The organism is Janthinobacterium sp. GW821-FHT03A03, assembly GCF_059421435.1.
Map to the genome: position 1 here is coordinate 11,267 of NZ_JBWKUZ010000029.1, position 26,300 is coordinate 37,566.

Genomic DNA, 26,300 nt, shown 5'->3' on the forward strand with positions numbered 1-26,300 from the left:
ATCATCGCGGTGCTGCATCGACCATGGCCCGTGGGGCCGCCCCCCTTTTATAAACCGACACACATGTCATCCATTGGAATCGTTTCGCCGCAAACCATGTATTTTGCGCAACCCCTGCAGCTGCAAAGCGGCGCATCGCTGCGGGACTATATGTTGATGTATGAAACCTACGGCACCCTGAACGCCGACAAATCGAACGCGGTGCTGGTCTGCCACGCCCTGAACGCCTCGCACCACGTGGCCGGCGTGTATGCGGACGAACCGAAGAGCACTGGCTGGTGGGACAATATGGTCGGTCCCGGCAAGCCGCTCGACACCAACAAATTCTTCGTCATCGGCGTCAACAACCTCGGCTCCTGCTTCGGCTCGACGGGCCCCATGCACACCAATCCCGCCACCGGCAAGCCGTATGGCGCCTCCTTCCCCGTCGTCACGGTGGAAGACTGGGTCAGCGCGCAGGCGCGCCTGGCCGATGAACTGGGCATCCGCCAGTTCGCCGCCGTGATGGGCGGCTCTCTGGGCGGCATGCAGGCGCTGGCGTGGAGCATCATGTTTCCCGAGCGGCTGCGCCATTGCGTGGTGATCGCCTCGACGGCCAAGCTGTCGGCGCAGAACATCGCCTTCAACGACGTGGCGCGCCAGGCCATCCTGTCCGATCCCGATTACCACGGCGGCGACTTTTATGCGCATGGCGTGGTGCCGAAGAACGGCTTGCGCGTGGCGCGCATGGTGGGACACATCACCTATCTGTCGAACGATGACATGGCGGAGAAATTCGGCCGCAAGCTGCGCGACGCGGCGCAGACGGGCGACTACAAGTTCGGCTTCGGCATCGATTTCGAGATCGAGTCGTATCTGCGTTATCAGGGCGACAAGTTCTCCGAGTACTTCGACGCCAATACCTACCTGCTGATCACCAAGGCGCTCGACTACTTCGACCCGGCGCGCGCGCATGGCGGCGACCTGGCCAAGGCCCTGTCGGGCACCAGGGCCAAGTTCTTCCTCGCCTCGTTTTCCACCGACTGGCGTTTCTCGCCCGAGCGCAGCCGCGAAATCGTCGAAGCCCTCGTGCGCAACCGCCGCCAGGTGACCTATGCCGAAATCGATGCGCCGCATGGCCACGACGCCTTCCTGCTGGAAGATCCGCGCTACATGAACATGGTGCGCGCCTATTATGGCCAGGTTTGGAACGACATCGGCGCGGGCTTGCCCGCTCCGGCACAGCACACCGCCGTCCGCCAGGGCGCCAAGGAGACCGCATGACTTTTGACGAATTGAGCGCGCTGCGCCCCGACCTGGCCTTCATCGCCCACTGGGTGCCGAAGAACGCGCATGTGCTGGACGTGGGCTGCGGCGAAGGCGTGATGCTGCAGTACCTGCAAAGCGACAAGGAATGCAGCGGCTACGGCATCGAGATCGCCGACGACAAGGTGCTGGCCAGTACTTTGCGCGGCGTCAACGTGATCCAGCAGGATATGGAAAAAGGCCTGGCCATCTTTGGTGACAACAGCTTCGACACGGTGCTGTGCCTGTCGTCGCTGCAGATGATGAAGCAGGTCGAGCCGCTGTTGCGCGACATCGTGCGCGTGGGCGCCGAGGCCATCGTCTCGTTTCCCAACTTTGCCTACTGGCCGCACCGCGTGGCACTGCTGAAAGGCCGCATGCCCGTGTCGAAGTCGCTGCCTTACCAGTGGTATGACACGCCCAACGTGCGCTGCGCCACCATCAACGATTTCCGCGAACTGGCCGAGGAATGCGGCCTGGAAGTGATTGAATGCGTGGCCCTGGCAGAAGGCAGGATGGTCTCCGTGCTGCCTAACCTGCGCGGCGACCTGGCCGTTTTTCGCCTGCGTAAAAAAGCGGTGCATTGATGAATGTCAGCCCGGCGCCAGGATGGCGTTCCTATGCCAATGGCCGCATGCTGGCCGTGCTGGTGCTGGGCTTCAGTTCCGGCCTGCCCCTGTTCATCCTGCTGTACCTGCTGCAGGCATGGCTGGCCAAGTCGGGACTGAACGTCAAGGCACTGGGGCTGTTCGCCCTGGTGCAGTTCCCGTACATCTGGAAATTCCTGTGGGCCCCCCTGATGGACCGCTACCGCATCCTGGGACTGGGACGCCGGCGCGGCTGGATGGCCGCCACGCAGGTGGCGCTGTTTTTCTCCATCGGCGGCATGGGCATGCTGGACCCGCTCACGCAGATCGGGCTGATCGCGGCCGCTGCGGGCGGCGTGGCCTTTTTGTCCGCCAGCCAGGACATCGTCATCGACGCCTACCGGCGCGAAATTCTCAGCGATAACGAGCAGGGCCTGGGCGCCGCCGTCATCGTCAACGCGTATAAAGTGGCTGGCATGGTACCGGGTGCGTTGTCGCTGATCCTGGCCGACCGCATGCCGTGGCAGCCCGTGTTCTGGATCACGGCCGCCTTCATGCTGCCGGGCCTGGTCTGCACCTTGCTGATCAAGGAACCCGCCGTGTACGGCTCGCCGCCGAAGACCATGCGCGAAGCCATCATTTTGCCATTCCAGGAATTCATCGCGCGCGATGGTTGGCGTAACGCAATGTGGATCCTCGCCTTTGTATTACTCTACAAGATAGGCGACAGCATGGCGACGGCGCTGGCGACGAAGTTTTATCTCGACCTGGGTTTTTCCATGACGCAGATCGGCCTGGCCGCCAATACCACGGGTTTCTGGGCCAGCCTGGCCGGCGGCGTGGTGGGCGGCGTGTGGATGCTCAAGCTGGGCATCAACCGGGGTCTGTGGGTATTCGGCGCGCTGCAGGCGATCGCCATTCTCGGCTTCGCCTGGCTGGCGCAGGTGGGGCCGAACACCATGTTATTGAGTGCCGTGATCGGTTTTGAAGCGTTCGCCAGCCTGGGGCTGGGCGCGGCCGCCTTTGTCGCGTTCCTGTCGCGCAGCACGGACCCGCGCTATACGGCCACGCAATATGCCTTGTTTTCCAGCCTGAGCGCCGTGCCGCGCACCCTGATCAATGCCTCGGTGGGCTTTCTGGTCGCCGAGCTGGGCTGGTTCTCATTTTTCATCGTCTGCTTCTTCCTGGCCTTCCCGGCCATGATGATGCTGCCTAAAATTGCTCCATGGAGGTCTGCCAATGGCACCAATATCCCTTAAACGTTATGCCGTCCTGGCCAGCCTGTGCGCGCTCACCGCGCTGGCGCCGCTGTCCGCCTATTCACAGCAGGCGGTGCTCCAGGATGGCATCAAGGTACGCCCCCTGTCGGGCACGCGCATTTTCGCCGGCGGTGAAAATTTCAATGAAAAATCGAAGCTGCAGTACGCGGAACTGGTGCGCGACGCGAAGGAAAAGAATGCGCTCGTGCCGGACAGCGATCCGCAGGTGAAACGCCTGCGTGCGATCGCCCAGCGCATCATCCCGTATGCCGCCCGCTGGAACGACGCGGCCAGCAGCTGGCAATGGCAGATCAACCTGCTCAATTCGGACGAGGTGAACGCCTTCTGCATGCCGGGCGGGCAGATCGCCTTTTACAGCGGCATTATCAGCAAGCTGAATCTGACCGACGATGAAGTAGCCGTCGTCATGGGCCACGAGATCTCGCACGCACTGCGCGAGCACGCACAGGCGCAGGCGGGCAAGGGCAATCTGGCGGCCGTGGGCGCCAAGCTGGCCGGCGCCGGCCTGTCGGCCTGGCTCGGCGTCGACCCGAACCTGACCAGCACCGCGACGAATATGGCGGCCAAGGGCGTGATGCTGAAGTTCTCGCGCGACGACGAACGCGAAGCGGACCTGATCGGCATGGATCTGGCCGCGCGCGCCGGCTTCGACCCGCGCGCCGGCGTGGTGCTGTGGCAGAAAATGGCGGCAGTGAGCAAGGGCGCGCCGCCGGAATTCCTGTCCACCCATCCTTCGGGCAGCGACCGCATCTCGCAGATGAATGAGCACATGGCGCAAGTGCTGCCCTTGTACGCGCGCAGCAAGGGCGTCAGCGTCGACGCCTTGCCGCCGTACCGCAGCACCGCCATCGCGACACGCTAGCATGCCTGGACGCAGCAGCAAACCGGCGCCCCTGCCCATGCGCGACGGCGTCGCACCCAGCTATCTGTGGCTACCGGAAGGGCAGTGGCCGGACATGCTGGCCTTTCTCGTCGAACGCTATCCGCAGATCGGCGCCGCGCAATGGCGGGAGCGCATGGCGCGCGGCGAAGTGGTCAACGGCGACGGCGCCGTGCTGGGACCGGGCAGCGCGTACCGGCGCGGCATGCGTATTTTTTACTACCGTGAACTGGCGCGTGAAACACCGATCCCGTTTCACGAAGAGATCCTGTTTCAGGATGAGCATTTGGTCGTGGTCGACAAGCCGCATTTCCTGCCGATGACGCCGGGCGGCCGCTTCGTGCAGGAGACCCTGTTGACGCGCCTGAAGAGAAAGCTCGATTGCGCCGACCTCACGCCCATCCACCGTCTCGACCGCGAGACGGCCGGCGTGGTGATTTTCTCGCGCCAGATCGCCAGCCGCGGCGCCTATCAAACGCTGTTCCAGCGCCGCGAGGTGCGCAAGACATATGAAGCGCTGGCGCCCGTTCTGGAGGGCCGTGATTTTCCGTTTACCTACCGCAGCCGCATGGTCGATGGAGACAAGTTTTTCCTCATGCGCGAGGAAGCGGGCGAGCCGAACTCGGAAACCATCATCGACGTGATCGAGCGGCGCGGCGGCGTGAACTTGTACCGGCTGCAGCCGCACACGGGCCGCAAGCACCAGCTGCGCGTGCACCTGGCGTCGCTGGGCATTCCCATCGTCAATGATGCGTTTTACCCGGTGGCCCTGCCGTGCAAGGAAGACGACATGTCGCAGCCCTTGCAGCTGCTGGCGCGCGCGATCGATTTTACGGACCCGTTGACGGGTGAGCCGCGCCACTTCGAAAGCCGGCGCAGCCTGTAGCGGTGCTTACGCCTTGGTGGTGTAATCGATGATCAAGGGCGCGTGATCGGAAAAACGTTCGTCCTTGTAGACGCTGACCGTATGCGCCTGGGCCGCGATGCCTGGCGTGGCGACGTGATAATCGATGCGCCAGCCCACGTTCTTCGCATAGGCTTGTCCGCGGTTGCTCCACCAGGTGTACTGGTCTTCGCGCTTGTCCAGGCCGCGGTGCACGTCGACAAAGCCCACTTCGTCGAAGACGCGCGTCAGCCATGCGCGTTCCTCGGGCAGGAAGCCGGAGTTCTTCTTGTTGCCCTTCCAGTTTTTCAGGTCGATTTCATGGTGGGCGATGTTCCAGTCGCCGCAGATGACCACTTCGCGGCCCAGCGCCTTCAATTCCAGCAGGTGCGGCAGGAACAGTTCCATGAAGCGGAACTTGGCTTCCTGGCGCTCCGGGCCGGACGAACCGGACGGGCAGTACACGGAAATGACGGACAGGTTGCCAAAATCGCAGCGCACGTAGCGGCCTTCGGCGTCGAATTCGGGGCTGCCGAAGCCGATATGCACGGCGTCCGGTTCGACCTTGCTGTACACGCCCGTGCCGGAATAGCCCTTTTTCTCGGCGTAGTGGAAATGGCCATGGTAGCCGTGCGGATTGAGGAATTCCGGCGTCATGTCGGGTAGCTGCGCCTTCAATTCCTGTACGCAGATGAAATCGGCCGTCTGTGTGCCCATCCAGTTGAAAAAGCCTTTTTTGGCGGCGGAACGGATGCCGTTCAGGTTGGCGGAGATAATTTTTGGCATAGATTGAGAGTGAAAAGGGCGCTGGACGGGGCCGGCGGGCGCGGCATGGCGATTGTCTCGCCGCTGCGCGCGGATTAAAATACAGGCACTTTTAAAAAATGAGGCTAATGTGAATAATTTACGCCAGCAGTTTATCGCGTTTTCAGTATCCAAGGGAGTCTTGCGGTTTGGCGAGTTCACCACCAAAGCCGGGCGCCAGTCGCCGTACTTCTTCAATGCAGGCCTGTTCCACGACGGCGCCACCCTGGCCGAGCTGGCGCAGTTCTACGCGCAGACCCTGCTCGACTCGGGCGTGGAATTCGACATGCTGTTCGGCCCCGCCTACAAGGGCATCACCCTGGCGTCGGCCACCGCCGTGGCGCTGGCCGGCAAGGGCCGCAACACCTCGTTCGCCTTCAACCGCAAGGAAGCCAAGGACCACGGCGAAGGCGGCACCATCGTCGGCGCCAAGCTGCATGGCAAGGTTGTCATCATTGACGATGTGATCTCGGCCGGCACCTCGGTACGCGAATCGGTGGACATGATCCGCGCCGCCGGCGCCGAACCATGCGCCGTGCTGATCGCCCTCGACCGCATGGAGCGCTCGGGCCCGGACGGCCAGCTGTCGCCAAGTTCGGCGGTGCAGGAAGTGTCGAAACAGTACGGCATTCCCGTCATCTCGATCGGCAACCTGGACGATTTGTTCGGCTACCTGAACGGCGCGGGCGCCGATCCGGAACTGCTGAAACATAAAGAAGCTGTCTCCGCCTACCGCGCGCGCTACGGCATCTGAGGTTCAGGCGCGCTTGAACGTCCTGTTCGTTTGCAGCCGCAACCAGTGGCGCAGTCCCACGGCGGAGCGGGTATGGCGTCGCCATCCCGCCCTGTCCGTGCGTTCGGGCGGTACCAGTCCGAACGCGCGCCATCCCGTCAATGCGAATGACCTGGCCTGGTGCGAGGTGATTTTCGTGATGGAGGAGAAGCACAAGTCGCGCTTGCGCGCGCAGTTTGGCCGCCTGCTTGAGCACAAGACCATCCACGTGCTCGATATCCCCGACGAGTATCAATTCATGCAGCCGGAACTGGTCGAGCAACTCGAATTGTCGGTCGCGTCCATTCTCTGCCTCGATTGACCCAGCGCACCTGTGCATAGCGCCGCTGGATTTCGCGCATCAATGCCCTGGCCACGCCGCGATGGCGAAATGGCGGTTTCACGAACAGCATATTGAGCGTGGCCTCGCCGCCGCAGGGGCTGAAATCGAGCATGGCCACCTGTTGCCCGTCGATGCAGGCCGACAGCGCATGCTCGCCCCAGGGCACCACGTCTATCATCCCAGCCATGGTTTGACCGCCGCATGCAGGCCCAGGGCGAACAGGCCGATAAAAAAGCAGCGCTTGAATACCTGTTGCGCGATGCGTCCGCGCAGCCATTGTCCGGCCAGCATGCCGGCCAGCGCCGGCAGCAGCGCATACGCAGAAGCGCCGGCCGCGCCGGGACTGAAGTCGCCGTGCAGGGCCAGGCTGGCCGCCAGCGCCACGGTCGATGCCGTAAAGGCCAGGCCCAGCGCCTGTACCAGCGTGTCGCGCGCCAGTCCGAGTCCCTGCAGATACGGTACGGCGGGAATCACGAACACGCCCGTGGCGGCCGTCACCAGTCCCGTCGCGGCGCCCGTCACGGGCCCCAGCCAGGCTTCGTGCCGCGCCGGCACGCGCAGCTGCAGCGAGCATAGGCCCGCCAGCGCATATACCATCAGCGCCGCGCCCAGCGCGACGACGGCCCAGGCGCCGCTGTCCTTCGGCAGCAGCGCGCCGCCCGCCAGGGTGCCGGCCATGACGGCGGCCAGCATGGGCCACAGGCGCCGCAGCAGGACGCGCAGGCCGGGGCCGGCCGCCAGTTGCCACAGGTTCGTCACCATCGATGGCACGATCAGGAGGGCTGCCGCCTGCACGGGCGGCATGACGAGGCTGAGCGTGCCCATGGCTACCGTCGGTAGGCCCAATCCGACTACGCCCTTGACGAAGCCAGCGACGAGGAAGCTGGCGCCGACAGCCAGCAGGAATGACGTCTCCATTTTTTCTATTCCACAGTGATTTGCGTGGATTCTGCGCGTGCTTGCGGATTTCGCCAAGGTGGATTATTTTGAGTCAGCCTCAGTAAAATACGAAGGCTGGTAAGATGGTGAAAAGGGGAGCCGTTATGCGCTTTGATCTGGTTGATTTGCAGCTGTTCGTCAACGTGGTGGAGGCGGGGAGCCTGACGGCGGGCGCCGCGCGCAGCCATCTGGCGCTGGCGTCAAGCAGTGCGCGCGTGCGCGGCATGGAAGAGATGCTGGGCATGCCCTTGCTGCTGCGCGGCCGGCGCGGCGTCGAGCCGACCCCCGTGGGCCAGACCCTGCTGCATCACGCGCGCCTGGTATTGCTGCAAATGGAGAAAATGCGCGGCGAACTGGGCGAATTTACGCGCGGCTTGAAAGGGCAGTTGCGCCTGCTGTGCAATACGGCGGCGCTCAGCGAATTCCTGCCCGAGGCCCTGGGCGCTTTTCTCGACCGCCATCCGAACCTGACCATCGACCTGGAAGAGCGTCTCAGTTACGATATCGTCAAAGCCGTCTCGGAAGGGCTGGCCGACATGGGCATCGTTTCCGACTCGGTCGACATGCGCGGCTTGCAGACGTTTTTGTTCCGCCCCGACCGGCTGGTGGTCATCGCCGCGGCAGATGGCGTGCATCACCGCGCGCTCGGACAGGACGGCGCCGTCGATTTCGCCAGTGTGCTCGATCACGATTTCATCGGCCTGGCCGACGACAGCGCGATGCAGCAGTACCTGGGCCTGCATGCGGCGCGCCTGGGGCGTCCGTTGAAGGTGCGCGTGCGCCTGCGCAGCTTTGATGCCGTCTGCCGCATGGTGGCCAGCGGCGTGGGCATCAGCGTGGTGCCGCTGGCGGCGGCGCGCCGCAGCCAGCAGTCGATGGCGCTGCGCTGCCTGGAATTATCGGATCCCTGGTCGGTACGCAACCTGACAATCTGCGTGCGCCAGTTCAGTGAATTACCCCTGTATGCGCGCCAGTTGATCGATCATCTGAAGGCGTGACAGGGCATGACAGGAGTTGCGATGCGTTTTTCAGAAGACAAGATGGCCAGCCTGCTGTGCAGCGACCAGGTCGAGCGGCCCATCCACATCTGGCAGCCGGAGCAGCCGCCACAGCCACGCGCCGTGATCCTGGCGATCCACGGCGGCATGGCGCATGCGGGCGACTACGTCACGCCGGCGCTGACCTTCCGCCAGCACGGCATCGCCACCGTCAGCTTCGATATGGTGGGCCACGACGGCAAGCGCAAGGTGGACATCCCCTCGTTCGAGGCCTTCCTCGACGACGAGGAGCTGTTCCTCGCCTGGGTCAAGCAGGCGTATCCGGGCGTGCCGATCTTCGTCATGGGCCACTCCATGGGCGGCCTGATCGCCACCCACCTGGGGCTGCGCCGCTTTGCGGGCGATCCGGCCATCAAGGGATTTGTGATTTCATCGCCGTATTACGTGAATGCGATACCCGTGCCGAAGGTGCTGCAGATGCTGTCGGGCTGGCTGGCGCAGCGCTTCCCGACGATGAAAGTGCCATTGGGCAACTTGACCATGCTGCTCACGCATGATCAAACCATCACCGCGCGCCATTTCCAGGACGAGCGCGACGGCATCCGCGCCAGTGCGGCGTCGGTGCGTTTCGCCCATGCGCTGACGTCGGCGCAAAAGGAACTGGCGGGCGGCCTGTCGGACTGGCGTTTCCCCCTGTTCGCCGCGGTGGCGGGCGACGACAAGCTGGCCGACAGCCGCGCCACGGAGAGCCTGCTGCGCAGCGTGCCCGATGGCTTGCTCGACTATCATTTTTATCCGGCCAACTATCACGAGAATTTCAATGAAGTGAACCGCGAGGCGATCTTTGCCGCCATCCTGGCCTGGATGGAAAAATTGCTGGCACCCGTGCAGGCTTGACGGCCGGGTATCGTTATAATCGGTTTGACTGCATTTACCGCCGGCGCATGCCGGCCCGGTCCCCGCGGTACAGGGGAATACTCAAGGAACGAACGATGCGCTTGCTGATTGCCCTGTTACTGCCGTGGCTGACCTTTTTCACGATCGGCCGCCCCATTGCCGGCATCATTTGCCTGATCCTGCAAATCACCTTGATCGGCTGGCTGCCGGCGACGATCTGGGCCGTGTATGCGCTGAGCCAGTTCAAGACGGACCAGAAGATCGCCGAGGCCATGCGCCGGCGCTAACCTAAGACTGGCCTAAGCTGCGCTTCCTATCTTGATTCAACCGACACGAGGAGAGTGAGATGGCACCAGACAGATGCAGTACCTTGACCCTGGCGGCGGCAATGCTGGCCGCCGGGCTGTTGCTGGGAAGTGCGGCGCAGGCGCAAAGCGACGCCGCACTGCCGCCTGTGCAGAAGAGCGGGGCGGTGGAATACCTGAGCGGCGGCATCGGCCTCGATGAGTCGGCGGCCATCAAGAGCGCCAGCCGGCATTGGCCTTTGAGCCTCGTGTTTTCCGTGCAGGCGGCGGGCAAGGCGGAATTTGCTTCCGACGTGAAGCTGGAAATACGCGACGCCAAGGGCGCTGCGGTGCTGGAAACGACGGCTAGCGGACCGTTCCTGCTGGCGAAACTGCCGCCGGGCAGCTACAGCCTGCGCGCTACCCTGGCCGGCAAGACATTGGAACGCAAGGTGCAGGTCAAGGCAGGCAGTTCCGCGCAGGTGGAGCTGGTCTGGCCGGCGGGAACGAACCAGGGCCGGCCTTGATGTAGCGACGGCAGCCCGATCAGCTGACCGCGAGCACGCGCCCTTCGGCGGCGCTTTGCAGCGCCAGTTCGATCAGGCGTATCGTCGCTGCCGCATCCTCGGCAGCCACGGGTGCCGCTGCGCCGTGGCGGATGGCGTCGGCCATGCCCTGGTAGAAATCCTGGTAGCAGCCAGGCTGCATCGCCAGGTGGTCGAAATGGCCGTCTGGCTGCGTGCCCAGGTGCAGCGCGCCGCGCACGGGATCGACGCCCCAGCCGGGCTGGCCCGGCCTGGCGCCCGCCTTCAGCGCGTCTTCCTGCGGGTCGAGGCCGAATTTCACGAAACTGCCTTTATCTCCATGCACGGCGAAGCGCGCCGTCGGCGCCTTCACCAGACAGCCTGCTTGCAGCACCACGCGTAAGCGGTCATAGTGCAAAACGATGTGCATGTAGTCGACGGCTTGCGCGCCATCGCGCTGCAGGACGATATCGGCGTACAGCTTTTCCGGCTTGCCGAACAGCTGCATGGCCTGGTCCAGCATGTGCGGACCCAGGTCGTACAGCAAGCCGCCGCCCGGTGCGCCGGACTCGCGCCAGCGCTGGCGGATCTCGGGGCGGAAACGGTCGAAGTGCGATTCGACGCTGGCGATGCGCCCCAGGGTGCCCTGCGCCAGCAGCGCTTTCAGGGTCAGGAAGTCGCCATCCCAGCGCCGGTTGTGGTACACGCTGAGCACCAGCTTGCGCTCTTTCGCCAGGGCGATCAGGCTCTGCGCTTCAAAGCTGGAAATGGTGAAGGGCTTGTCGACCACCACGTGCTTGCCCGCCTGCAGGGCCGCTTGCGCCAGGCTGAAATGGGCCTCGTTGGGAGCGGCGATGACGACCAGTTCGATGGCTGGATCGGCAAACAGCTGTGCGGGTTCCGCGTACACGGTCGCCTGCGGCCAGTCCTTGTGCACGAGTTCCGGCTTGCTGGAGGCGACGGCCGCCAGTTCCAGGGCATCGATGGCGGACAGCACGGGAGCGTGGAAGGTGGAGCCGGCAAAGCCGTAGCCGACGAGGCCGGTTTTGATCTTGTTCATGGCGTGTTCACAGGTGCGTGGATGAATCCATGATCATACCCGCAAGCGGGCGGCAGCTCCGCTGTTGCGATGCTGCCGCTGATACATTAGTTCAGGCTCCAGACATATTGCACCTTGACGCTGGCGCTGACCGGCTTGCCGCCAGCCAGGGCCGGCTTGAACGTGCACTTGGCAATGCCGCTGCGCGCCGCCTCGTCGAGGGCTGGATGGCCGCTGCTTTTGACCACGCTTGAGTCCAATACCTTGCCGGTGGCATTCACGTCGAAGGACATGATGACCGTGCCCTCTTCCTTCGCCTGCAGCGATGCCGCCGGGTAGACCGGTTTGCCGCACACGCCAAAGTCGATGACGGGGCGGCGCTCCGGCACGGGCGCGCTGTCGGCGGCGACGGCCTGGCCGTAGATGCCGAGGCAGGCGCTGGCCAGTGTCAGCAGCGGCACGGCCGCCTTCCAGTTCAGCGCTTGTGGTGCGGGGCGCAGCAATCGTTTGATACGTGACATAAGATCTCCTCCGTTGGCCGCCTGGGCCAGGTGGTGGGTTGAGAACTGGAGACGTTCCAGTTCCGAGAGTGCAAGAGCCAGACGCCGCGGTTCGCCCAGTTGTCTTGCTGCGAAATCATCTGCAATATGTTCGCGTTCAAGGCGCACGCCGCGTGAAATCCACCAGACGGCAGGGTGGAAGAACAGCAGCGCCTCGATGGCGTTTTGCAGCAGGTTGAGCAGATAATCGTGGCGCCGGATGTGCGCCAGTTCGTGCGCCAGCAGCGCGTCGAGCAGGTGGGGCGGCATGCCGGTGATCAGTGCAGCAGGCACCAGTACCATGGGACGCCAGATGCCGGCCGTGAGCGGACTGGCGATGTTGTCGAGCACGCGCAGCCGCACGGGCCGCGCCACGCCGGCATCGTGCGCCATGCGCGACAGCCTTGTCTGGAGCTGTCCATGCGTGGCGCCCGTGTTCCTGGCGCTGCGCTCTATCCACAGCATGCCCAGCGCCATGCGCACGGCCAGCACGGCGGCGCACAAGGCCCACACGCCGACGACGGCGCGCAGCAGCAAGTCCAGGTCGGGCAGGCTGTCGGGCGCCAGCAGGGCGGCAGGCAGCAAGGCGCTGGAGTACAGCGCGCCCGTGGCCTCGCCACCGGCCAGGCGCAGATACAAGCCCGCCGCCGGCCACGCCAGGCAGGCCAGCAGGGCGCCGCAACCGACGGCGTAGCGCGCCTCCGGACGCGCATTGCGCAAGGCCCCCCACGCCAGCGCCGTGGCGCAGCCGATCAGCAGCCCTTGCCACAGGAAGTGCAGCAGGGTCCAGCCCAGCGCCGGCACGAAGCCGCTCATGACTGATCGTCCTTGAGCATTTTTTCGATTTCCTCGCGTTCGGCGCGCGACACGCCCGTGCGCAGCGCCGCCAGCACCAGCGCCTTGGCCGAACCGGCAAAAGCCTTCTGCATCAATTCCTTGAGCAAATTCGTCTGCAGGCTGTCCTGCGCCTGCGCCGGCGCATACACGTGTGAGCGCTGGCTTTCGTCGCGGATCAGCAAGCCCTTGCCGTGCATGATCTGCATCAGGCGCAGCACCGTGCCATACGTGATGGCCGGCTTGGCCATCGCCATCGCCTCGTGCACCTGCTTGGCTGTGGCCGCACCCAGCGGCCACAGCGCCTGCAGCAGATCGAGTTCGGCTGCCGTCGGTTTCGGGATGTCGTGCGTCTTGGTCATGCGGTTTTCCTCTTGCCTGAAATTCAATAGGGCTAGATTAAACCTTGTAGACAAAAATGTATACTTTAATTTTCAGTGGCGTATAAACGCCTTTCAGGCAAGGGATAAAAGCTAGACAAACTTGTTTATGCGCGGATCGTTCAGACGAAAAAAAAGACGCCGCAGCGTCTTTTTTTGGGGCGAGTGAAAATTATCCCGCCAGCTTGGCTTTCAGCAGTTCCGTCAGCTGGGCCGGGTCGGCCTTGCCTTTGGAGGCCTTCATGGACTGGCCGATCAGCGCGTTGATCGCCGCTTCCTTGCCGGCGCGATACTGCTCCACCGACTTGGCGTTGGCCGCCAGCACTGCGTCGACGATGGCTTCCAGGGCGCCCGAGTCCGAGATTTGTCTCAGATCCTTGGCATCGATGATGGTATCGACCAGGTGCTCGTCGTTTGACTTCGCTTCCCACATGCCAACGAAGACTTCTTTTGCCGCCTTGTTCGAGATCGTGCCATCGGCGATGCGTTTGAGCATGGCCGCCAGCTGCGCGGCAGAGACAGGCGCCTCGTCCAGGTCCACGCCTTCGCGGTTCAGGGTCGACGATACGTCGCCCATCAGCCAGTTGGCGGCGGCCTTGGCGTTTTCCTTGCCGGCCTTGTCGACCACGGCGACGAAATAGGTGGCCATGGCTTTCGACTGCGTCAGCACCAGCGCGTCGTAGTCCGGCAGCGCGTATTCGCTGATGAAACGGGCGCGCATGGCGGCCGGCAGTTCCGGCATCGAGGCCTTGACCGTGGCGATCCACTCGGGCGAGATGACCAGCGGCGGCAGGTCCGGGTCCGGGAAGTAGCGGTAATCCTGTGCGTCTTCCTTGCTGCGCATTTCGCGCGTTTCCTTGCGCTCCGGATCGTACAGGCGCGTGGCCTGCACGACCTTGCCGCCGTCTTCGATCAGCTCGATCTGGCGGCGCACTTCGACGTGCACGGCTTCTTCGATGAAGCGGAAGGAGTTCAGGTTCTTGATTTCGCAGCGCGTGCCGAATTCCTTCTGGCCGACGGGGCGCACGGAGACGTTGACGTCGCAGCGGAACGAGCCTTCCTGCATGTTGCCGTCGCAAACGCCCAGCCACATGACTAGCGAGTGCAGGGCCTTGGCATAGGCCACGGCTTCGGCGGCGCTGCGAATTTCCGGCTCCGAGACGATTTCCAGCAGCGGCGTGCCGGCGCGGTTCAAGTCGATGCCGCTCATGCCCGCGTAGTCTTCGTGCAGGGATTTGCCGGCGTCTTCCTCCAGGTGGGCGCGCGTCAGGTTCACCGTCTTGGTGACGAATTCGCCATCCTTTTCATAGCCGAAGGTCAGGGCGCCGCCGATGACGACGGGGTCCTCGAACTGGCTGATCTGGTAGCCCTTGGGCGAATCCGGATAAAAATAGTTTTTACGCGCGAAGACCGAGTGCGGCGCGACGGTGGCGCCCACGGCCAGGCCGAAGCGGATCGCGCGGTCGACGGCTTGCTTGTTCATCACGGGCAGCACGCCTGGCAGCGCCAGATCGACGGGGCTGGCCTGCGTGTTGGCGTCGGCGCCGTACTTGATCGGCGAACCGCTGAAAATTTTGGATTCGGTCGTGAGCTGCACGTGGTTCTCAAGACCGATGACGACTTCCCATTGCATAGTGTTCTCGCTTATTTTTTGGTGGCGCCGCCTGGGCGGCGCAAATTTTTTCTTAGATGCCGGCCGGGCTGCGCGTATGCCAGTCCGTCACTTGCTGGAACTGGTGGGCCACGTTCAGCAGCTTCGCTTCGCCAAAATAATTGCCGATGATTTGCAGGCCGACGGGGCGCTTGCCGTTTTTCTCGCCTGCGCCGAAACCGCAAGGGATCGACATGCCGGGCAGGCCGGCCAGGCTGGTCGACAGGGTGTAGATGTCGGCCAGGTAGTTTGCCACCGGGTCGTCCGTCTTGTCGCCCAGGTTCCAGGCGACGGTTGGCGCGACGGGGCCCATGATGACGTCGCAGACGGCGTTCGGGCCATTCAGGACGGCGTCGAAATCCTGCGCGATCAGGCGGCGGATCTTCTGCGCCTTCAGGTAGTAGGCGTCGTAGTAGCCGTGGCACAGCACGTAGGTGCCGACCATGATGCGGCGCTGCACTTCCGGACCGAAGCCCTGGGCGCGCGACTTCTTGTACATGTCCTGCAAGTCCTTGTACTCGGCGGCGCGGTGGCCGTAGCGCACGCCGTCGTAGCGCGACAGGTTCGACGACGCCTCGGCCGGCGCGATCATGTAATAGGCGGGAATCGACAGGGCCGTATTCGGCAGCGAGATATCGACCAGGGTGGCGCCCAGCTTTTCATACTGCGCCAGCGCGTCGCGCACGGCCGCTTCCACGTCCTTGGCCAGACCCTCGCCGAAGTACTCGCGCGGCACGCCGATGCGCAAGCCCGTCAGGGGGTGATCCAGGTCGCGCGAAAAATCTTCCGCCACGCCGCCCTGTTCCGGCGACAGGCTGGTCGAATCACGCTCGTCGAAGCCGGCCATGGCGGTGAGCAGCAGGGCGCAGTCTTCCGCCGAGCGGGCCATCGGGCCGCCCTGGTCCAGCGACGAGGCAAAGGCGATCATGCCGAAGCGCGACACGCGTCCGTAGGTCGGCTTGATGCCGGTGATGCCGCAAAAGGCGGCCGGCTGGCGGATCGAGCCGCCCGTATCGGTGCCGGTGGCCGCCGGCGTCAGGCCGGCCGCCACGGCGGCGGCCGAGCCGCCGGACGAGCCGCCCGGCACGGCCGTCTTGTCCCATGGGTTCTGTACGGCGCCGAAGGCCGAGTTCTCGTTGCCGGAACCCATGGCGAATTCATCGCAATTGACCTTGCCCAAAGTGACCATGCCGGCCGCCTGGAATTTTTCCACCACGGTGGCGTCAAACGGGCTGGCGTAGTTGGCCAGCATTTTCGAGCCGGCCGTCGTGCGCCAGCCTTTCGTCACGAACAAGTCCTTGTGGGCGATCGGCACGCCCGTCAACGGCGTGGCCGTGCCGGCGGCGATGCGCGCATCCGCTGCGGCAGCTTGCGCCAGGGTCAGGGCACGGTCGACGTGCAGGAAGGCGTTCGAGTTGTCCGCCTCGATGCGGTCGAGGAAATGCGTCGCCAGTGCAACGGCGGAAATTTCCTTGTTCTGCAAAAGCGTGGACAGCTGTTTGATGGATTTTGTATGCATGGCGTTTCTATTTTGATATTCAGCAAGAAGGCGGGAACGGCGCAGCGGCGAGTTTATTCGATAACCTTGGGGACGAGATACAGGCCATCCTGGACTTTCGGCGCCACGGCTTGGTAGGCGTCGCGGCGATTCTGTTCCGTGGCGACGTCCTCGCGCAGGCGCAGGGCGATATTGTCCATGTGGGCCGCCAGCGGGTGGCTCAGGGGAGCCACGCCATCGGTATTGACGGCTTGCATTTGTTCCGCCAGGGCAAAAATCTTGTTTAATTGTTCCAGCGAGGTGACGGCCTGGTCGTCGGCCATGTCAAGTTGTGCCAGATGGGCGATGCGTTTTACGTCGGAGAGTGTCAGGGACATGGCGAAGGGCGCGGAGTGCCGCGCATTAGTATTAAGTTGGCGTTTTGATAAAACGCGGGTATTTACTGCTATTTTGCTCACAAAAATCGAGGAATGCCGCGTAACTCGCGGCTGCAAGAGTCGCACTTTTCCATGGTTTTTGAGCAAATCGCATTCAAATTATAAGGTAGAATGGCGGGTTAATGCGTTGCCGGCGCTGATGGACTGCTGCCGCAGCATAGAAAAGATTGCGCAAGCGCCAAGCGAAACCCGGAAAAATCGCCTTTTGGATTTTCAGGGTGCCTGAAAGCGCCCGCTTTGAAACTCCCCATAAACAGCTTTTGCGCAGCTCGATGCGCTACAGGACACTCATGTTTGGTTTTTTACGCAGGTATATCTCCACCGATCTGGCCATTGACTTGGGCACGGCCAACACCCTAATTTATGTACGCGGCCTCGGTATCGTCCTGGACGAGCCATCCGTCGTCGCCATCCGCCAGGAAGGCGGTCCGAATGGCAAGAAGACCATTCAGGCAGTCGGCAAGGAAGCCAAGCAGATGCTGGGCAAGGTGCCGGGCAATATCGAAGCGATCCGTCCGATGAAAGATGGCGTGATCGCCGACTTCACCGTGACCGAGCAGATGCTCAAGCAATTCATCCGCATGGTGCATGACTCGAAATTCTTCCGTCCATCGCCGCGCATCATCATTTGCGTGCCTTGCGGTTCGACCCAGGTCGAGCGCCGTGCGATCCGCGAATCGGCACTGGGCGCCGGCGCCTCGCAGGTGTACCTGATCGAAGAACCGATGGCGGCAGCCATCGGCGCGGGCCTGCCCGTGTCGGAAGCGACCGGTTCGATGGTGGTCGACATCGGTGGCGGTACCACCGAAGTGGGCATTATCTCGCTGGGCGGCATGGTCTACAAGGGTTCCGTGCGCGTGGGCGGCGACAAGTTCGATGAAGCCATCGTCAACTACATCCGCCGCAACTACGGCATGCTGATCGGCGAACAGACGGCCGAAGCCATCAAGAAGGCCATCGGTTCGGCCTTCCCTGGTTCGGAAGTGAAGGAAATGGAAGTCAAGGGCCGCAACCTGTCCGAAGGCATCCCGCGTTCGTTCACCATCTCGAGCAACGAGATTCTCGAAGCGCTGACCGACCCGCTGAACAACATCGTCTCGGCCGTGAAGAACGCGCTGGAACAGACGCCACCGGAACTGGGTGCCGACATCGCCGAAAAAGGCATGATGCTGACGGGCGGCGGCGCGCTGCTGCGTGACCTGGACCGCCTGCTGATGGAGGAAACCGGCCTGCCGGTGCTGGTGGCCGAGGACCCGCTCACCTGCGTGGTGCGCGGTTCCGGGATGGCACTGGAACGTATGGACAAGCTCGGCTCGATCTTCTCCTACGAATAATCTGACAGAAGGGCCGGAACTTCAGTTTCCGGCCTTTTTTTGGTTTTGGCGCCGGCGTTTGCCCGGGGCCCGCACGTTGGCGCACTGCGCCTGATTACTGGATGTCATGGAATACAGTCCTCCGCCACTTTTCAAACAAGGCGCCTCCGCCCGCGTCAAGATGATGGTGTTCGCCGGCATTTCTATCGCCCTGCTGCTGGTCGATTCGCGCATGCACGCGCTGACGGCCGTGCGCCAGGCCGTCGGCACCGTGCTGTATCCGGTGCAGATGGCGGCCCTGGTGCCGCGCGATGTGGCGCTCGGCGTCGGCAATTACTTTTCTTCGTTGTCCGCGCTGGAAAAGCAGGTGCGCGACCTGAAACACGAACAGATCGCCTCGGCGCAGATCCTGCAACAGGCGCAACTCAACATCGTTGAAAACAACCATTTGCGCAAGCTGATGGAAGCGCGCGAAAGAGTCCCTGTCAAGACCATGATGGCCGAAGTCCTGTATGACACGCGCGACTCGGCCTCGCGCAAGATCGTGCTGGACCGGGGCATTCAGAACGGCGTCGAACTGGGCCGTCCAGTGATCGATAACCTCGGCGTGGTGGGGCAGGTCACGCGCGTGTTCCCGTTCACCTCCGAAGTGACCTTGCTGACGGACGAAGAGCAGGCGATCCCCGTGCAACTGCTGCGCAATGGCGTGCGCAGCGTGGCCATCGGCCGCGGCAAGTCCGGCACCATGGAATTGCGCTTCACGGCCCCCAGTGCTGATATCCAGATCGGCGACATTGTCATTACCTCGGGCCTCGATGGCCTGTACCCGGCCGGCCTGGCCGTGGCCCGCGTGACCCTGGTCGAACGCAATGCACACGGTCCGTTCGGCCGCGTCGTGTGCCAGCCGCTGGCCGGCATCGAACGCAACACCCAGCTGCTCATCTTGATGACATCGCCCGAGATTGCTCCGCGCCCGCCCGCCGAAGATATCAAGACGGGCCGCAAGATCGCCGGCAAGATGGCGCCGATCAAGGACCCTGCCAAGGAGCCTGCTGCCGTCCCGGCGGGCGCGCCGGCCAACGCGGCCGCCGCAACGGCCGCGAAACCGCCTGCCAGCCCGGTAGCGAAACCGGCAGCGCCGGCTGCCGCAACAACACCTGTCGCCGTGCCACCGAAGGAGGCGACACGATGAACCGCCCGCATTACATCCTGCTGCCTGTCAGCCCCCTGTTCATCGGCTTTTCCCTGCTGTGCGCGTTCCTGTTGAATTTGCTGCCCTGGGGGCAGTTCGTCGGCGTACCCGATTTCGTCGCGCTGGTACTGGTCTTCTGGGGCGTCCATCAGCCACGCAAGGTTGGCATCGGCGTGGCTTTCTTCATGGGTTTGATGATGGACGTGCACGACTCGACCCTCCTGGGCGAAAATGCGCTGGCCTACACCCTGCTGTCGTATTTCGCCATCATGATGCACCGCCGCGTACTGTGGTTCCCCATCATGACCCAGGCGCTGCATGTGCTGCCGCTGCTGCTGCTGACGCAGGCGCTGCAATTGCTGACGCGCCTGATCGTCTCGGGCCGCTTTCCTGGCTGGCTCAATTTCATCGAGAGCTTCGTCGCCGTCGCCCTGTGGCCCTTCGTTACCTGGATCCTCCTGGCGCCGCAACGCCGTGCCGTGGACCGGGATCACAACCGGCCGATTTGACGGGCGCCTGCAATGACTGAACTTAAGAATAACGAGCGCGAACTGCATTTCTTCCGGATGCGCCTGACCGTCCTGGGCGCGCTCGTGTTTATCTGCTTTTCGCTGCTGCTGGCGCGCTTCATCTGGCTGCAGGTGATCAAGCATGAAGACTATGCCACCAAGGCCGAGGACAATCGCATCGCGGTGGTGCCCATCGTACCCACGCGCGGCTTGATCCTCGACCGTAATGGCGTGGTCCTGGCGCGCAATTACTCGGCCTATACGCTGGAAGTGACGCCATCGAAGCTCAGTGCCAGCCTCGATTCCGTGATCGACGAGCTGTCGACCCTGGTGCAGATCGACGTCAAGGACCGCCGCCGCTTCAAAAAGCTGCTGGAAGAATCCAAGAACTTCGTCAGCGTGCCGTTGCGCACGCGCCTGACGGATGAGGAGGTGGCGCGCTTCACGGCGCAGCGTTTCCGCTTCCCAGGGGTGGAAGTGCAGGCGCGCCTGTTCCGCCAGTATCCGATGGGCGAAGTGGCATCGCATGTGGTGGGCTTCATCGGCCGCATCAACCGTAATGAAGCCAAGGCACTGGAAGAGGGCGAGGACGCGGCCAATTACAACGGTACCGATCATATCGGCAAGGAGGGCCTGGAAAAAAGCTACGAGAAGCAGCTGCACGGCACCACCGGCTATGAGGAGGTGGAAGTGTCGGCCGGCGGGCGCGCCATGCGCACGCTGTCGCGCACCGCCGCGACTCCTGGCAACAACCTGATCCTGTCGATCGACATCGAACTGCAAAAGGTGGTCGAGGAAGCGTTCGGCGAGTGGCGCGGCGCCGCCGTGGCGATCGACCCGGCCACGGGCGACATCCTGGCCTACGTGTCCAAGCCAGGCTACGATCCGAACCTGTTCGTCGACGGCATCGACCAGCAAAGCTGGAATGAACTCAATACCTCGCTGGACCGGCCGATGGTCAACCGGCCCCTGTCCGGCACGTACGCGCCCGGCTCGACCTTCAAGCCCTTCATGGCGCTGGCCGCACTCGAATTGGGCAAGCGCACGCCGAGCCAGTCGATTTCCGACCCCGGCTTTTTCATCCTCGGCGGGCACACCTTCCGCGACGACAAGGTGGGTGGCCACGGTACGGTCGACATGCACAAGTCCATCGTCGTCTCGTGCAATACCTATTATTACCAGCTGGGTCGCGACATGGGCATCGACGCCATCCACGACTTCATGAAGCCGTTCGGCTTCGGCCAGCTGACGGGCATCGACCTGAATAATGAAAAGACGGGCGTGCTGCCGTCGACAGAATGGAAGCGCAACCGCTTCAAGACCCCGCAGCAGAAAAAATGGGTGGGCGGCGACACGATTTCGGTGAGTAACGGCTCCGGCTACAATTCCTACACGCCGCTGCAGATCGCCCATGCGACGGCCAACCTGGCCAATAACGGTGTCGTGATGAAGCCGCATCTGGTGAAAATCATCGAGGACGCCAGCACGCGCGCGCGCACCCTGACGGTACCTAAGGAAAGCTACCGCATCGCGCTCAAGCAGGAAAATATCGACATCATCAAGCGCGCCATGGTGGGCGTGACGAGCGAACAGGGCGGTACGGCCGCGCGCATCTTCACCGGCGTGCAGTATACGGTGGGCGGCAAGACAGGCACGGCGCAGGTGGTGGGGATCAAGAAAAACGAGAAGTACAACGCCAAGCTGCTGGCCGAGCGCCTGCGCGACAATGCCCTGTTTACGGCTTTCGCGCCGGCCGACAAGCCGCGCATCGCGATCGCCATCGTGGTGGAAAACGCGGGCTTCGGCGCCGGCGTGGCCGCGCCGATCGCGCGCAAGGCGCTCGACTACTACCTGTTGGGCAAGCGCCCGAGCGACAAGGAAAAGGACACCACCAAGGTGCCGAAGGAAGATGTCGACGAAGTGCGCACCCTGGAAGAAATCACGGACGAGCAGGCTGCCCCGGCGCCGCCTGCCAGGCAATAAGGAAGCACATGCCCATTAACGAGAGGCGTTCGCTGTGGCGGCGCGCCAAACCCTACCTGGCGGTGTTTGATCCGCCGCTGATGATCATCATCCTGATGCTGCTGTGCACCAGCCTGCTGACCCTGTATTCGGCCAGCATCGGCATCCCCGGCAAGATCGAGGATCACCTGCGCAACATCCTGCTGTGCTTTTTCGTCATGTGGGTGGCGGCCAACGTCACGCCGCAGATGATGATGCGCATCGCCGTGCCCGCGTATACGGTGTCGGTCATACTGCTGGTGGCCGTGGCCCTGTTCGGCACCATCAAACTGGGCGCGCGGCGCTGGCTGCATATTGGCGTAATCGACATCCAGCCTTCCGAATTCCTGAAGATCGCCACGCCGCTGATGCTGGCCTGGTTCTTCCAGCATAATGCGGGCGCCTTGCGCTGGAAGTCGTTCCTGATGGCGGCCGTGCTGCTGCTGGTGCCCGTCTACCTGATTGCGCGCCAGCCCGACCTGGGCACGGCGCTGCTGGTGGTGGCGGCCGGCTTTACGGTCATCTTCCTGGCCGGCCTGTCGTGGAAGGTGCTGGCTGGCTTGCTGATCACCTTTGTCTCTTGCCTGCCGATCGCCTGGTCGCACCTGCATGATTACCAGCGCGACCGCGTGATGATGCTGATCGACCCGACCAAGGACCCGCTGGGCAAGGGCTTCCATATCATCCAGTCCATCATCGCCATCGGTTCCGGCGGCATGACGGGCAAGGGCTGGACGCACGGCACACAGGCCCACCTGGAGTTCGTCCCGGAGCGCACGACCGACTTCATCTTCGCCGTGTATTCGGAGGAGTTCGGCCTGGTGGGGAATCTGATCCTGATGCTGATGTATTTGCTGCTGGTGGGACGGGGGATGATGATCGCCGCCAACGCCCCCAGTTTTTTCACTCGCCTGCTGGCAGGAGCGATAACAATGATTTTCTTTACGTATGCGTTTGTAAACATGGGCATGGTCAGCGGCATTGTGCCGGTGGTCGGTGTTCCCCTGCCTTTCCTCAGCTACGGCGGCACTGCGCTGCTGACCCTCGGCGTCGCCTCCGGCATCCTGATGAGTATTCAGCGCCACCGCAAGTTGGTGCAGACCTGATGCGCGCGCCAGTCGATACCTTCGCCCTGCGTGGCCTGGGCCTTGCGGCCTTGCTGACCCTGGCCGCCTGCGGCACCACGCCGCAAAAGCCCGCTTCGAGCAACGTGCCCATGCCATCTGGAGGCAAGGTCAAGGCGCCTGTGCGCCAGGACCCCACCTTGCCGGCCTTGCCGGCGGCAGGTTCCGGACGCGGCGGCTACTACAAGGACGACGGTCCGGGCGACAATCCGCCGCCGAACCTGCGCGACGTGCCCGATGCGGAAGTGCGCAACGAGCCGTATTCCACGCGCTCGAACCGGCCCTACGTCGTCTTCGGCAAGACCTACACGCCGATCACCGGCAACGAACCGTTTACGCAGAAGGGCACCGGCACCTGGTATGGCAAGAAATTCCATGGCCAGCGCACCTCGTCCGGTGAAATCTACGATATGTACAAGATGACGGCCGCCCATCCGACCTTGCCGATTCCGTCTTACGCGCGCGTGACGAGCATCGACAGCGGTGAGCAGGTGATCGTGCGCATCAACGACCGCGGGCCGTTCCACGCCACGCGCGTGATCGATGTGTCGTACACGGCGGCGCTGAAACTGGGCTTCCTGGGCAAGGGCAGCCACCAGGTGGTGGTCGAACGGCTGCTGCCGGCCGATATCGATGCCATCCTGGCCGCCCGCGCGGCGCCGAAGCCGGCGCCATTGACGCCATCCGTGGTAGCCATCTCCATCGACACGCCGGTGGAGACGGGCGCCGTGGTACAGCCGGAAGTGACGACGCAGATGCTGCCGGTTGACGCGACGGTGGCCGCACCCGCGCCGGCGGCCCTGGCCAGCGGCTTTTATTTGCAACTGGGCGCCTACTCGCGCGCCGACAATGCGGAAACGGGGCGCTCGCGCCTGGCGCCATATGCGGCGGCCCTGGGCACCTTGGGCGTGGTGCAGGCAGGTAACCTGTTCCGCCTGTACGGCGGGCCTTTTTCCAGCCGCGCCGAGGCTGCGCGTGCGGCGGCAAATCTGCCGGAATCGACGGGGATCAAGCCTATCGTCATCCAACGCTAGGCGCGCGCCTGGGGTTTATTTGCAGTTGCGCAGTTCCTGCTCCGGGAACTGCGCCTTGATCTTTTCCAGGCGCGCGCGCGTGGCGGCGTCGAGGTCGCGGAACTGGTAGGCCAGCTGCTTGCTGGAGCTGTAGCGGGGGCCGATGCGCGCGCTGTGCACCCCCTGTTTGTTGAGCGACGCCAGCTGGCTTTGCGCACCGCTTTCCGACTTGAATACGCCCAGTGAGATGCCCCAGCGCATCGGGCTGCCGTCGCCCATGATGAAGTAATTCGTCACCCCCAGCTGCTTCAACTCGCCAGCCTTGCGCTCGGCGCCTTCCTTGCTGCCCTGCGGCGGGATATACACCATGTAGCTCGATATTTCCTGGCCGGCCACGTTGCGGCGCGACTGGCGGTCGCCCAGGTCCAGCGCGGCCACTTGCGCCTCGAAACGGCGGCCATCGGCCAGCACGAAATTGCCCACCTCCGTGCAGGCATACGATTGCGGCAGCGGCGTCGGTGCCGGCGTTTCCGCGGCCGCCGGCGCTGGCGTTGCCGGCATGGCCGGTGCGGTCGCCTGTTCCTGGGTCAGCAGCTTGATTTGTCCGGTGTGCAGCTGGTTCTTCAGGCGCGCCGGTTCGCGCGTCTCGCTGCGAAAACTGCCCAGGTAACCCTGGCCGATGGCCAGCACCAGCAGGTTCACCCCGGCCAGCAGCCAGAAGACGAATTTCAGCATGCGTGTTCTCCTTGCGTGTCGCCCGCGGCGCGCGCGGCGGCCTGCAGGCCGATCATGACGATGTTGTCGACCAGGTGCAGCGGAATCGGCAGCGCCAGGGCCGGCGCGATGCGTTGTGCGGCGCCGCCCGACAGCAGGCAGACGCTGGCGCCATGCATGCGCACGGCCCGTTCGATGGCGCCCGCCTGCGCCGCCAGGCAGCCGGAAAGGATGGCGTCGTCCGTATTGTCGGCAAAGCCGTCCGGCAGCCCGGCGTCGCTGGCGATTTGCGGCAGCTGCGCCGTGTTGCGCGCCAGCGAACTGGCCATCAGTCCCAGGCCCGGCAGGATCATCCCGCCCAGGAAGACGCCGTCGGCCGTGATGGCGTCGATGGTCGTGGCGGTGCCGCAATTGGCGACGATGACGGCCTGGCCTGGCGCCAGCGCATGCGCGCCGATGGCGGCAGCAAAGCGGTCGCATCCCAGTTGGGCAGGATCGCGATAGTGATTACTCACACCCGCCTGCTGCGGCAACGAAGCGAAGGTGGTGATGGCGGGCGCCGGCAGGGCCGGAAGCTGCGCCCGCAGGCGCGCGCCGATGGCCGCTCCGGCCACGTTCGACAGCAGGACATGGGAAATATCCAGGCCGGACCATGCCGCCTGCAAGGTGTCGAGCTGGGCGTGGGCCACTGCGCCGCTGGCCAGCCAGGCGCCTGCCGCGCCGACGGAGTCGCTCAAGGCCCATTTGATGCGCGTGTTGCCGGCGTCGATGAGGAGCAGCATGCGCCTACTCCTGCGCCAGGCGCAGCGAGACGTCGCCGGACATGATTTCCTGCAGGCCGTCGTCGGTACGCAGCAGCAGCCGGCCCAGCTGATCGACGCCGGCCGCCACGCCTTGCTGCAGCAACTGGCCATTGTCGACGATTTTCACGTGTTGGCCCTGCCACGCGTGCAGGGCGTTCCAGCGCTCCGTAAATGGCGCAAAGCCCGTGTCGTCGAATTCGGCCAGCACGCCGGCCAGGCGGCTCAGGAGCGCCGCCACCAGGGTGTTGCGCTCCATCTGCGCCAGCCAGGGCACGGCCGAGACGCTGCGGCCGATCCGCTGTTCCAGCGCATCGGGCATCAGCAGATTGATGCCGCAGCCGATGACGGCCCACACGCCGCCGTCCGCCACCTGCTGCGTCTCGACGAGGATGCCGGCCAGCTTGTGGCCATCCTTGAGCAGGTCATTCGGCCATTTCAGTTGCACCGGCACGCCCAGCGCCGTCATGCTTTCGGCCAGCGCCACGCCGACGGCCAGCGGCAATCCCACCAGCTGGTGCAGCGGTCCCTTGAAGCGCCAGGCCAGCGAGAACATCAGACTGGCGTCCGGCTGCGACAGCCACGGCCGTCCGGCGCGTCCGCGTCCGGCCGTCTGCTGGCCGGCGACGCGCAGGGTTGGGCCGGCCAGGGTGGCGCAGCGTGCCAGCAGGTCGGCGTTGGTCGATCCGGTTTCGTCGACCACTTCGATGGCCACGTGGGCGGCGCCCGTGGCGCAATGGGCGGCGATGGCCGCGCTGTTCAGGTCTGAGTGCTTCGTCAT

At 63.9% G+C, this 26,300-nt stretch carries 30 protein-coding genes; 18 read left to right on the top strand and 12 right to left on the bottom strand.

Annotated features, from left to right (window positions below; all coding sequences use genetic code 11):
- The first annotated feature begins 63 nt into the window (after positions 1 to 63).
- From metX to AC07VI_RS27750, 5 genes are read left to right on the top strand one after another with little or no spacing between them, the layout of a single operon-like run.
- Entirely contained in the window at positions 64 to 1,263 is a 1,200-nt protein-coding gene (gene metX / locus AC07VI_RS27730) for a homoserine O-succinyltransferase MetX (protein ID WP_086144967.1), read from the top strand.
- Positions 1,260 to 1,871, top strand: coding sequence for a methionine biosynthesis protein MetW (metW, locus tag AC07VI_RS27735; RefSeq protein WP_086144966.1), 612 nt, complete (start codon positions 1,260 to 1,262; stop codon positions 1,869 to 1,871). The genes metX and metW overlap by 4 nt, the downstream gene beginning before the upstream one ends.
- Positions 1,871 to 3,130, top strand: coding sequence for an AmpG family muropeptide MFS transporter (locus AC07VI_RS27740; RefSeq protein ID WP_086144965.1), 1,260 nt, complete (start codon positions 1,871 to 1,873; stop codon positions 3,128 to 3,130). The genes metW and AC07VI_RS27740 overlap by 1 nt, the downstream gene beginning before the upstream one ends.
- Positions 3,111 to 4,013, top strand: coding sequence for a M48 family metallopeptidase (locus AC07VI_RS27745; protein WP_086144964.1), 903 nt, complete (start codon positions 3,111 to 3,113; stop codon positions 4,011 to 4,013). The genes AC07VI_RS27740 and AC07VI_RS27745 overlap by 20 nt, the downstream gene beginning before the upstream one ends.
- Before the next feature lies 1 nt (position 4,014).
- Positions 4,015 to 4,917 carry an RluA family pseudouridine synthase gene (locus AC07VI_RS27750; RefSeq protein WP_086144963.1) on the top strand — a complete coding sequence of 301 codons (903 nt, stop codon included), beginning with the start codon at positions 4,015 to 4,017 and terminating at the stop codon, positions 4,915 to 4,917.
- A 6-nt stretch (positions 4,918 to 4,923) separates the two neighbouring features.
- Here the strand turns inward: AC07VI_RS27750 and AC07VI_RS27755 are convergent, their stop codons facing one another.
- Positions 4,924 to 5,700 carry an exodeoxyribonuclease III gene (locus tag AC07VI_RS27755; protein ID WP_492992423.1) on the bottom strand — a complete coding sequence of 259 codons (777 nt, stop codon included), beginning with the start codon at positions 5,698 to 5,700 and terminating at the stop codon, positions 4,924 to 4,926.
- A gap of 109 nt (positions 5,701 to 5,809) precedes the next feature.
- Between AC07VI_RS27755 and pyrE the strand changes: the two genes are divergently transcribed.
- Positions 5,810 to 6,472 (top strand): orotate phosphoribosyltransferase, encoded by a 663-nt coding sequence (pyrE, locus tag AC07VI_RS27760; protein WP_076568256.1) that lies wholly within the window; start codon positions 5,810 to 5,812, stop codon positions 6,470 to 6,472.
- A 13-nt stretch (positions 6,473 to 6,485) separates the two neighbouring features.
- Positions 6,486 to 6,812: a low molecular weight protein tyrosine phosphatase family protein gene (locus tag AC07VI_RS27765; protein WP_216356323.1), complete on the top strand. Its 327-nt coding sequence runs from the start codon at positions 6,486 to 6,488 to the stop codon at positions 6,810 to 6,812.
- On the opposite strand, the gene AC07VI_RS27770 is transcribed toward AC07VI_RS27765, so the two are convergent.
- Entirely contained in the window at positions 6,748 to 7,110 is a 363-nt protein-coding gene (locus AC07VI_RS27770; RefSeq protein WP_139842436.1) for a GNAT family N-acetyltransferase, read from the bottom strand. The genes AC07VI_RS27765 and AC07VI_RS27770 overlap by 65 nt on opposite strands.
- Positions 7,008 to 7,751 carry a sulfite exporter TauE/SafE family protein gene (locus AC07VI_RS27775; protein WP_099375355.1) on the bottom strand — a complete coding sequence of 248 codons (744 nt, stop codon included), beginning with the start codon at positions 7,749 to 7,751 and terminating at the stop codon, positions 7,008 to 7,010. The genes AC07VI_RS27770 and AC07VI_RS27775 overlap by 103 nt, the downstream gene beginning before the upstream one ends.
- Before the next feature lie 125 nt (positions 7,752 to 7,876).
- On the opposite strand from AC07VI_RS27775, the gene AC07VI_RS27780 reads away from it, so the two are divergent.
- The 4 genes from AC07VI_RS27780 (at position 7,877) to AC07VI_RS27795 (ending at position 10,478) form a co-directional block, all read left to right on the top strand.
- The gene (locus AC07VI_RS27780; protein ID WP_086144959.1) at positions 7,877 to 8,770 is read left to right on the top strand and encodes a LysR family transcriptional regulator; all 894 of its coding nucleotides are present in this window, start codon (positions 7,877 to 7,879) and stop codon (positions 8,768 to 8,770) included.
- A 21-nt stretch (positions 8,771 to 8,791) separates the two neighbouring features.
- Positions 8,792 to 9,667 (top strand): alpha/beta fold hydrolase, encoded by an 876-nt coding sequence (locus AC07VI_RS27785; RefSeq protein WP_099419662.1) that lies wholly within the window; start codon positions 8,792 to 8,794, stop codon positions 9,665 to 9,667.
- 95 nt (positions 9,668 to 9,762) lie between these two features.
- The gene (locus tag AC07VI_RS27790) at positions 9,763 to 9,954 is read left to right on the top strand and encodes a YqaE/Pmp3 family membrane protein (RefSeq protein WP_086144957.1); all 192 of its coding nucleotides are present in this window, start codon (positions 9,763 to 9,765) and stop codon (positions 9,952 to 9,954) included.
- A gap of 59 nt (positions 9,955 to 10,013) precedes the next feature.
- Complete coding sequence (locus AC07VI_RS27795) at positions 10,014 to 10,478, top strand: carboxypeptidase-like regulatory domain-containing protein (protein WP_139842435.1); 465 nt, start codon at positions 10,014 to 10,016, stop codon at positions 10,476 to 10,478.
- A gap of 19 nt (positions 10,479 to 10,497) precedes the next feature.
- Here the strand turns inward: AC07VI_RS27795 and AC07VI_RS27800 are convergent, their stop codons facing one another.
- From AC07VI_RS27800 to gatC, 6 genes are all read right to left on the bottom strand, one after another.
- Positions 10,498 to 11,535 (bottom strand): oxidoreductase, encoded by a 1,038-nt coding sequence (locus AC07VI_RS27800; RefSeq protein ID WP_086144955.1) that lies wholly within the window; start codon positions 11,533 to 11,535, stop codon positions 10,498 to 10,500.
- Between the two features lie 86 nt (positions 11,536 to 11,621).
- Positions 11,622 to 12,869, bottom strand: a complete 1,248-nt coding sequence (locus AC07VI_RS27805; RefSeq protein ID WP_492992428.1) for a TonB family protein — start codon at positions 12,867 to 12,869, stop codon at positions 11,622 to 11,624.
- Positions 12,866 to 13,249 carry a BlaI/MecI/CopY family transcriptional regulator gene (locus tag AC07VI_RS27810; protein ID WP_492992430.1) on the bottom strand — a complete coding sequence of 128 codons (384 nt, stop codon included), beginning with the start codon at positions 13,247 to 13,249 and terminating at the stop codon, positions 12,866 to 12,868. Before AC07VI_RS27810 ends, AC07VI_RS27805 begins: the two co-directional genes overlap by 4 nt.
- A gap of 190 nt (positions 13,250 to 13,439) precedes the next feature.
- Entirely contained in the window at positions 13,440 to 14,915 is a 1,476-nt protein-coding gene (gene gatB, locus AC07VI_RS27815; RefSeq protein ID WP_301178800.1) for an Asp-tRNA(Asn)/Glu-tRNA(Gln) amidotransferase subunit GatB, read from the bottom strand.
- Positions 14,916 to 14,952: 37 nt separating this feature from the next.
- A complete protein-coding gene (gene gatA, locus AC07VI_RS27820; protein ID WP_492992432.1) occupies positions 14,953 to 16,437 on the bottom strand; it encodes an Asp-tRNA(Asn)/Glu-tRNA(Gln) amidotransferase subunit GatA in 1,485 nt (494 codons plus the stop codon).
- Between the two features lie 53 nt (positions 16,438 to 16,490).
- Positions 16,491 to 16,793: an Asp-tRNA(Asn)/Glu-tRNA(Gln) amidotransferase subunit GatC gene (gene gatC / locus AC07VI_RS27825; RefSeq protein ID WP_086144950.1), complete on the bottom strand. Its 303-nt coding sequence runs from the start codon at positions 16,791 to 16,793 to the stop codon at positions 16,491 to 16,493.
- Here gatC and AC07VI_RS27830 point away from each other — a divergent pair.
- The 7 genes from AC07VI_RS27830 (at position 16,792) to AC07VI_RS27860 (ending at position 24,026) form a co-directional block, all read left to right on the top strand.
- Positions 16,792 to 17,079 carry a hypothetical protein gene (locus AC07VI_RS27830; protein ID WP_143450713.1) on the top strand — a complete coding sequence of 96 codons (288 nt, stop codon included), beginning with the start codon at positions 16,792 to 16,794 and terminating at the stop codon, positions 17,077 to 17,079. The genes gatC and AC07VI_RS27830 overlap by 2 nt on opposite strands.
- A gap of 64 nt (positions 17,080 to 17,143) precedes the next feature.
- Positions 17,144 to 18,187 carry a rod shape-determining protein gene (locus AC07VI_RS27835; RefSeq protein WP_010393186.1) on the top strand — a complete coding sequence of 348 codons (1,044 nt, stop codon included), beginning with the start codon at positions 17,144 to 17,146 and terminating at the stop codon, positions 18,185 to 18,187.
- Positions 18,188 to 18,293: 106 nt separating this feature from the next.
- On the top strand, positions 18,294 to 19,358 hold the full coding sequence (gene mreC / locus AC07VI_RS27840) for a rod shape-determining protein MreC (RefSeq protein ID WP_086144949.1): 1,065 nt from the start codon (positions 18,294 to 18,296) through the stop codon (positions 19,356 to 19,358).
- On the top strand, positions 19,355 to 19,867 hold the full coding sequence (gene mreD, locus AC07VI_RS27845; RefSeq protein WP_076568268.1) for a rod shape-determining protein MreD: 513 nt from the start codon (positions 19,355 to 19,357) through the stop codon (positions 19,865 to 19,867). Before mreC ends, mreD begins: the two co-directional genes overlap by 4 nt.
- Before the next feature lie 12 nt (positions 19,868 to 19,879).
- Positions 19,880 to 21,850, top strand: a complete 1,971-nt coding sequence (gene mrdA / locus AC07VI_RS27850) for a penicillin-binding protein 2 (RefSeq protein ID WP_086144948.1) — start codon at positions 19,880 to 19,882, stop codon at positions 21,848 to 21,850.
- Between the two features lie 8 nt (positions 21,851 to 21,858).
- The gene (gene rodA, locus AC07VI_RS27855; RefSeq protein ID WP_086144947.1) at positions 21,859 to 22,974 is read left to right on the top strand and encodes a rod shape-determining protein RodA; all 1,116 of its coding nucleotides are present in this window, start codon (positions 21,859 to 21,861) and stop codon (positions 22,972 to 22,974) included.
- Positions 22,974 to 24,026 carry a septal ring lytic transglycosylase RlpA family protein gene (locus AC07VI_RS27860; protein WP_086144946.1) on the top strand — a complete coding sequence of 351 codons (1,053 nt, stop codon included), beginning with the start codon at positions 22,974 to 22,976 and terminating at the stop codon, positions 24,024 to 24,026. The genes rodA and AC07VI_RS27860 overlap by 1 nt, the downstream gene beginning before the upstream one ends.
- 15 nt (positions 24,027 to 24,041) lie before the next feature.
- Here the strand turns inward: AC07VI_RS27860 and AC07VI_RS27865 are convergent, their stop codons facing one another.
- Genes AC07VI_RS27865 through AC07VI_RS27875 form a run of 3 tightly spaced genes read right to left on the bottom strand, consistent with a single transcriptional unit; the run spans position 24,042 to position 26,300 of the window.
- On the bottom strand, positions 24,042 to 24,740 hold the full coding sequence (locus AC07VI_RS27865; RefSeq protein WP_086144945.1) for a hypothetical protein: 699 nt from the start codon (positions 24,738 to 24,740) through the stop codon (positions 24,042 to 24,044).
- Positions 24,734 to 25,501: a type III pantothenate kinase gene (locus tag AC07VI_RS27870; protein WP_086144944.1), complete on the bottom strand. Its 768-nt coding sequence runs from the start codon at positions 25,499 to 25,501 to the stop codon at positions 24,734 to 24,736. The genes AC07VI_RS27865 and AC07VI_RS27870 overlap by 7 nt, the downstream gene beginning before the upstream one ends.
- A gap of 4 nt (positions 25,502 to 25,505) precedes the next feature.
- Positions 25,506 to 26,300 (bottom strand): biotin--[acetyl-CoA-carboxylase] ligase, encoded by a 795-nt coding sequence (locus AC07VI_RS27875; RefSeq protein WP_492992437.1) that lies wholly within the window; start codon positions 26,298 to 26,300, stop codon positions 25,506 to 25,508.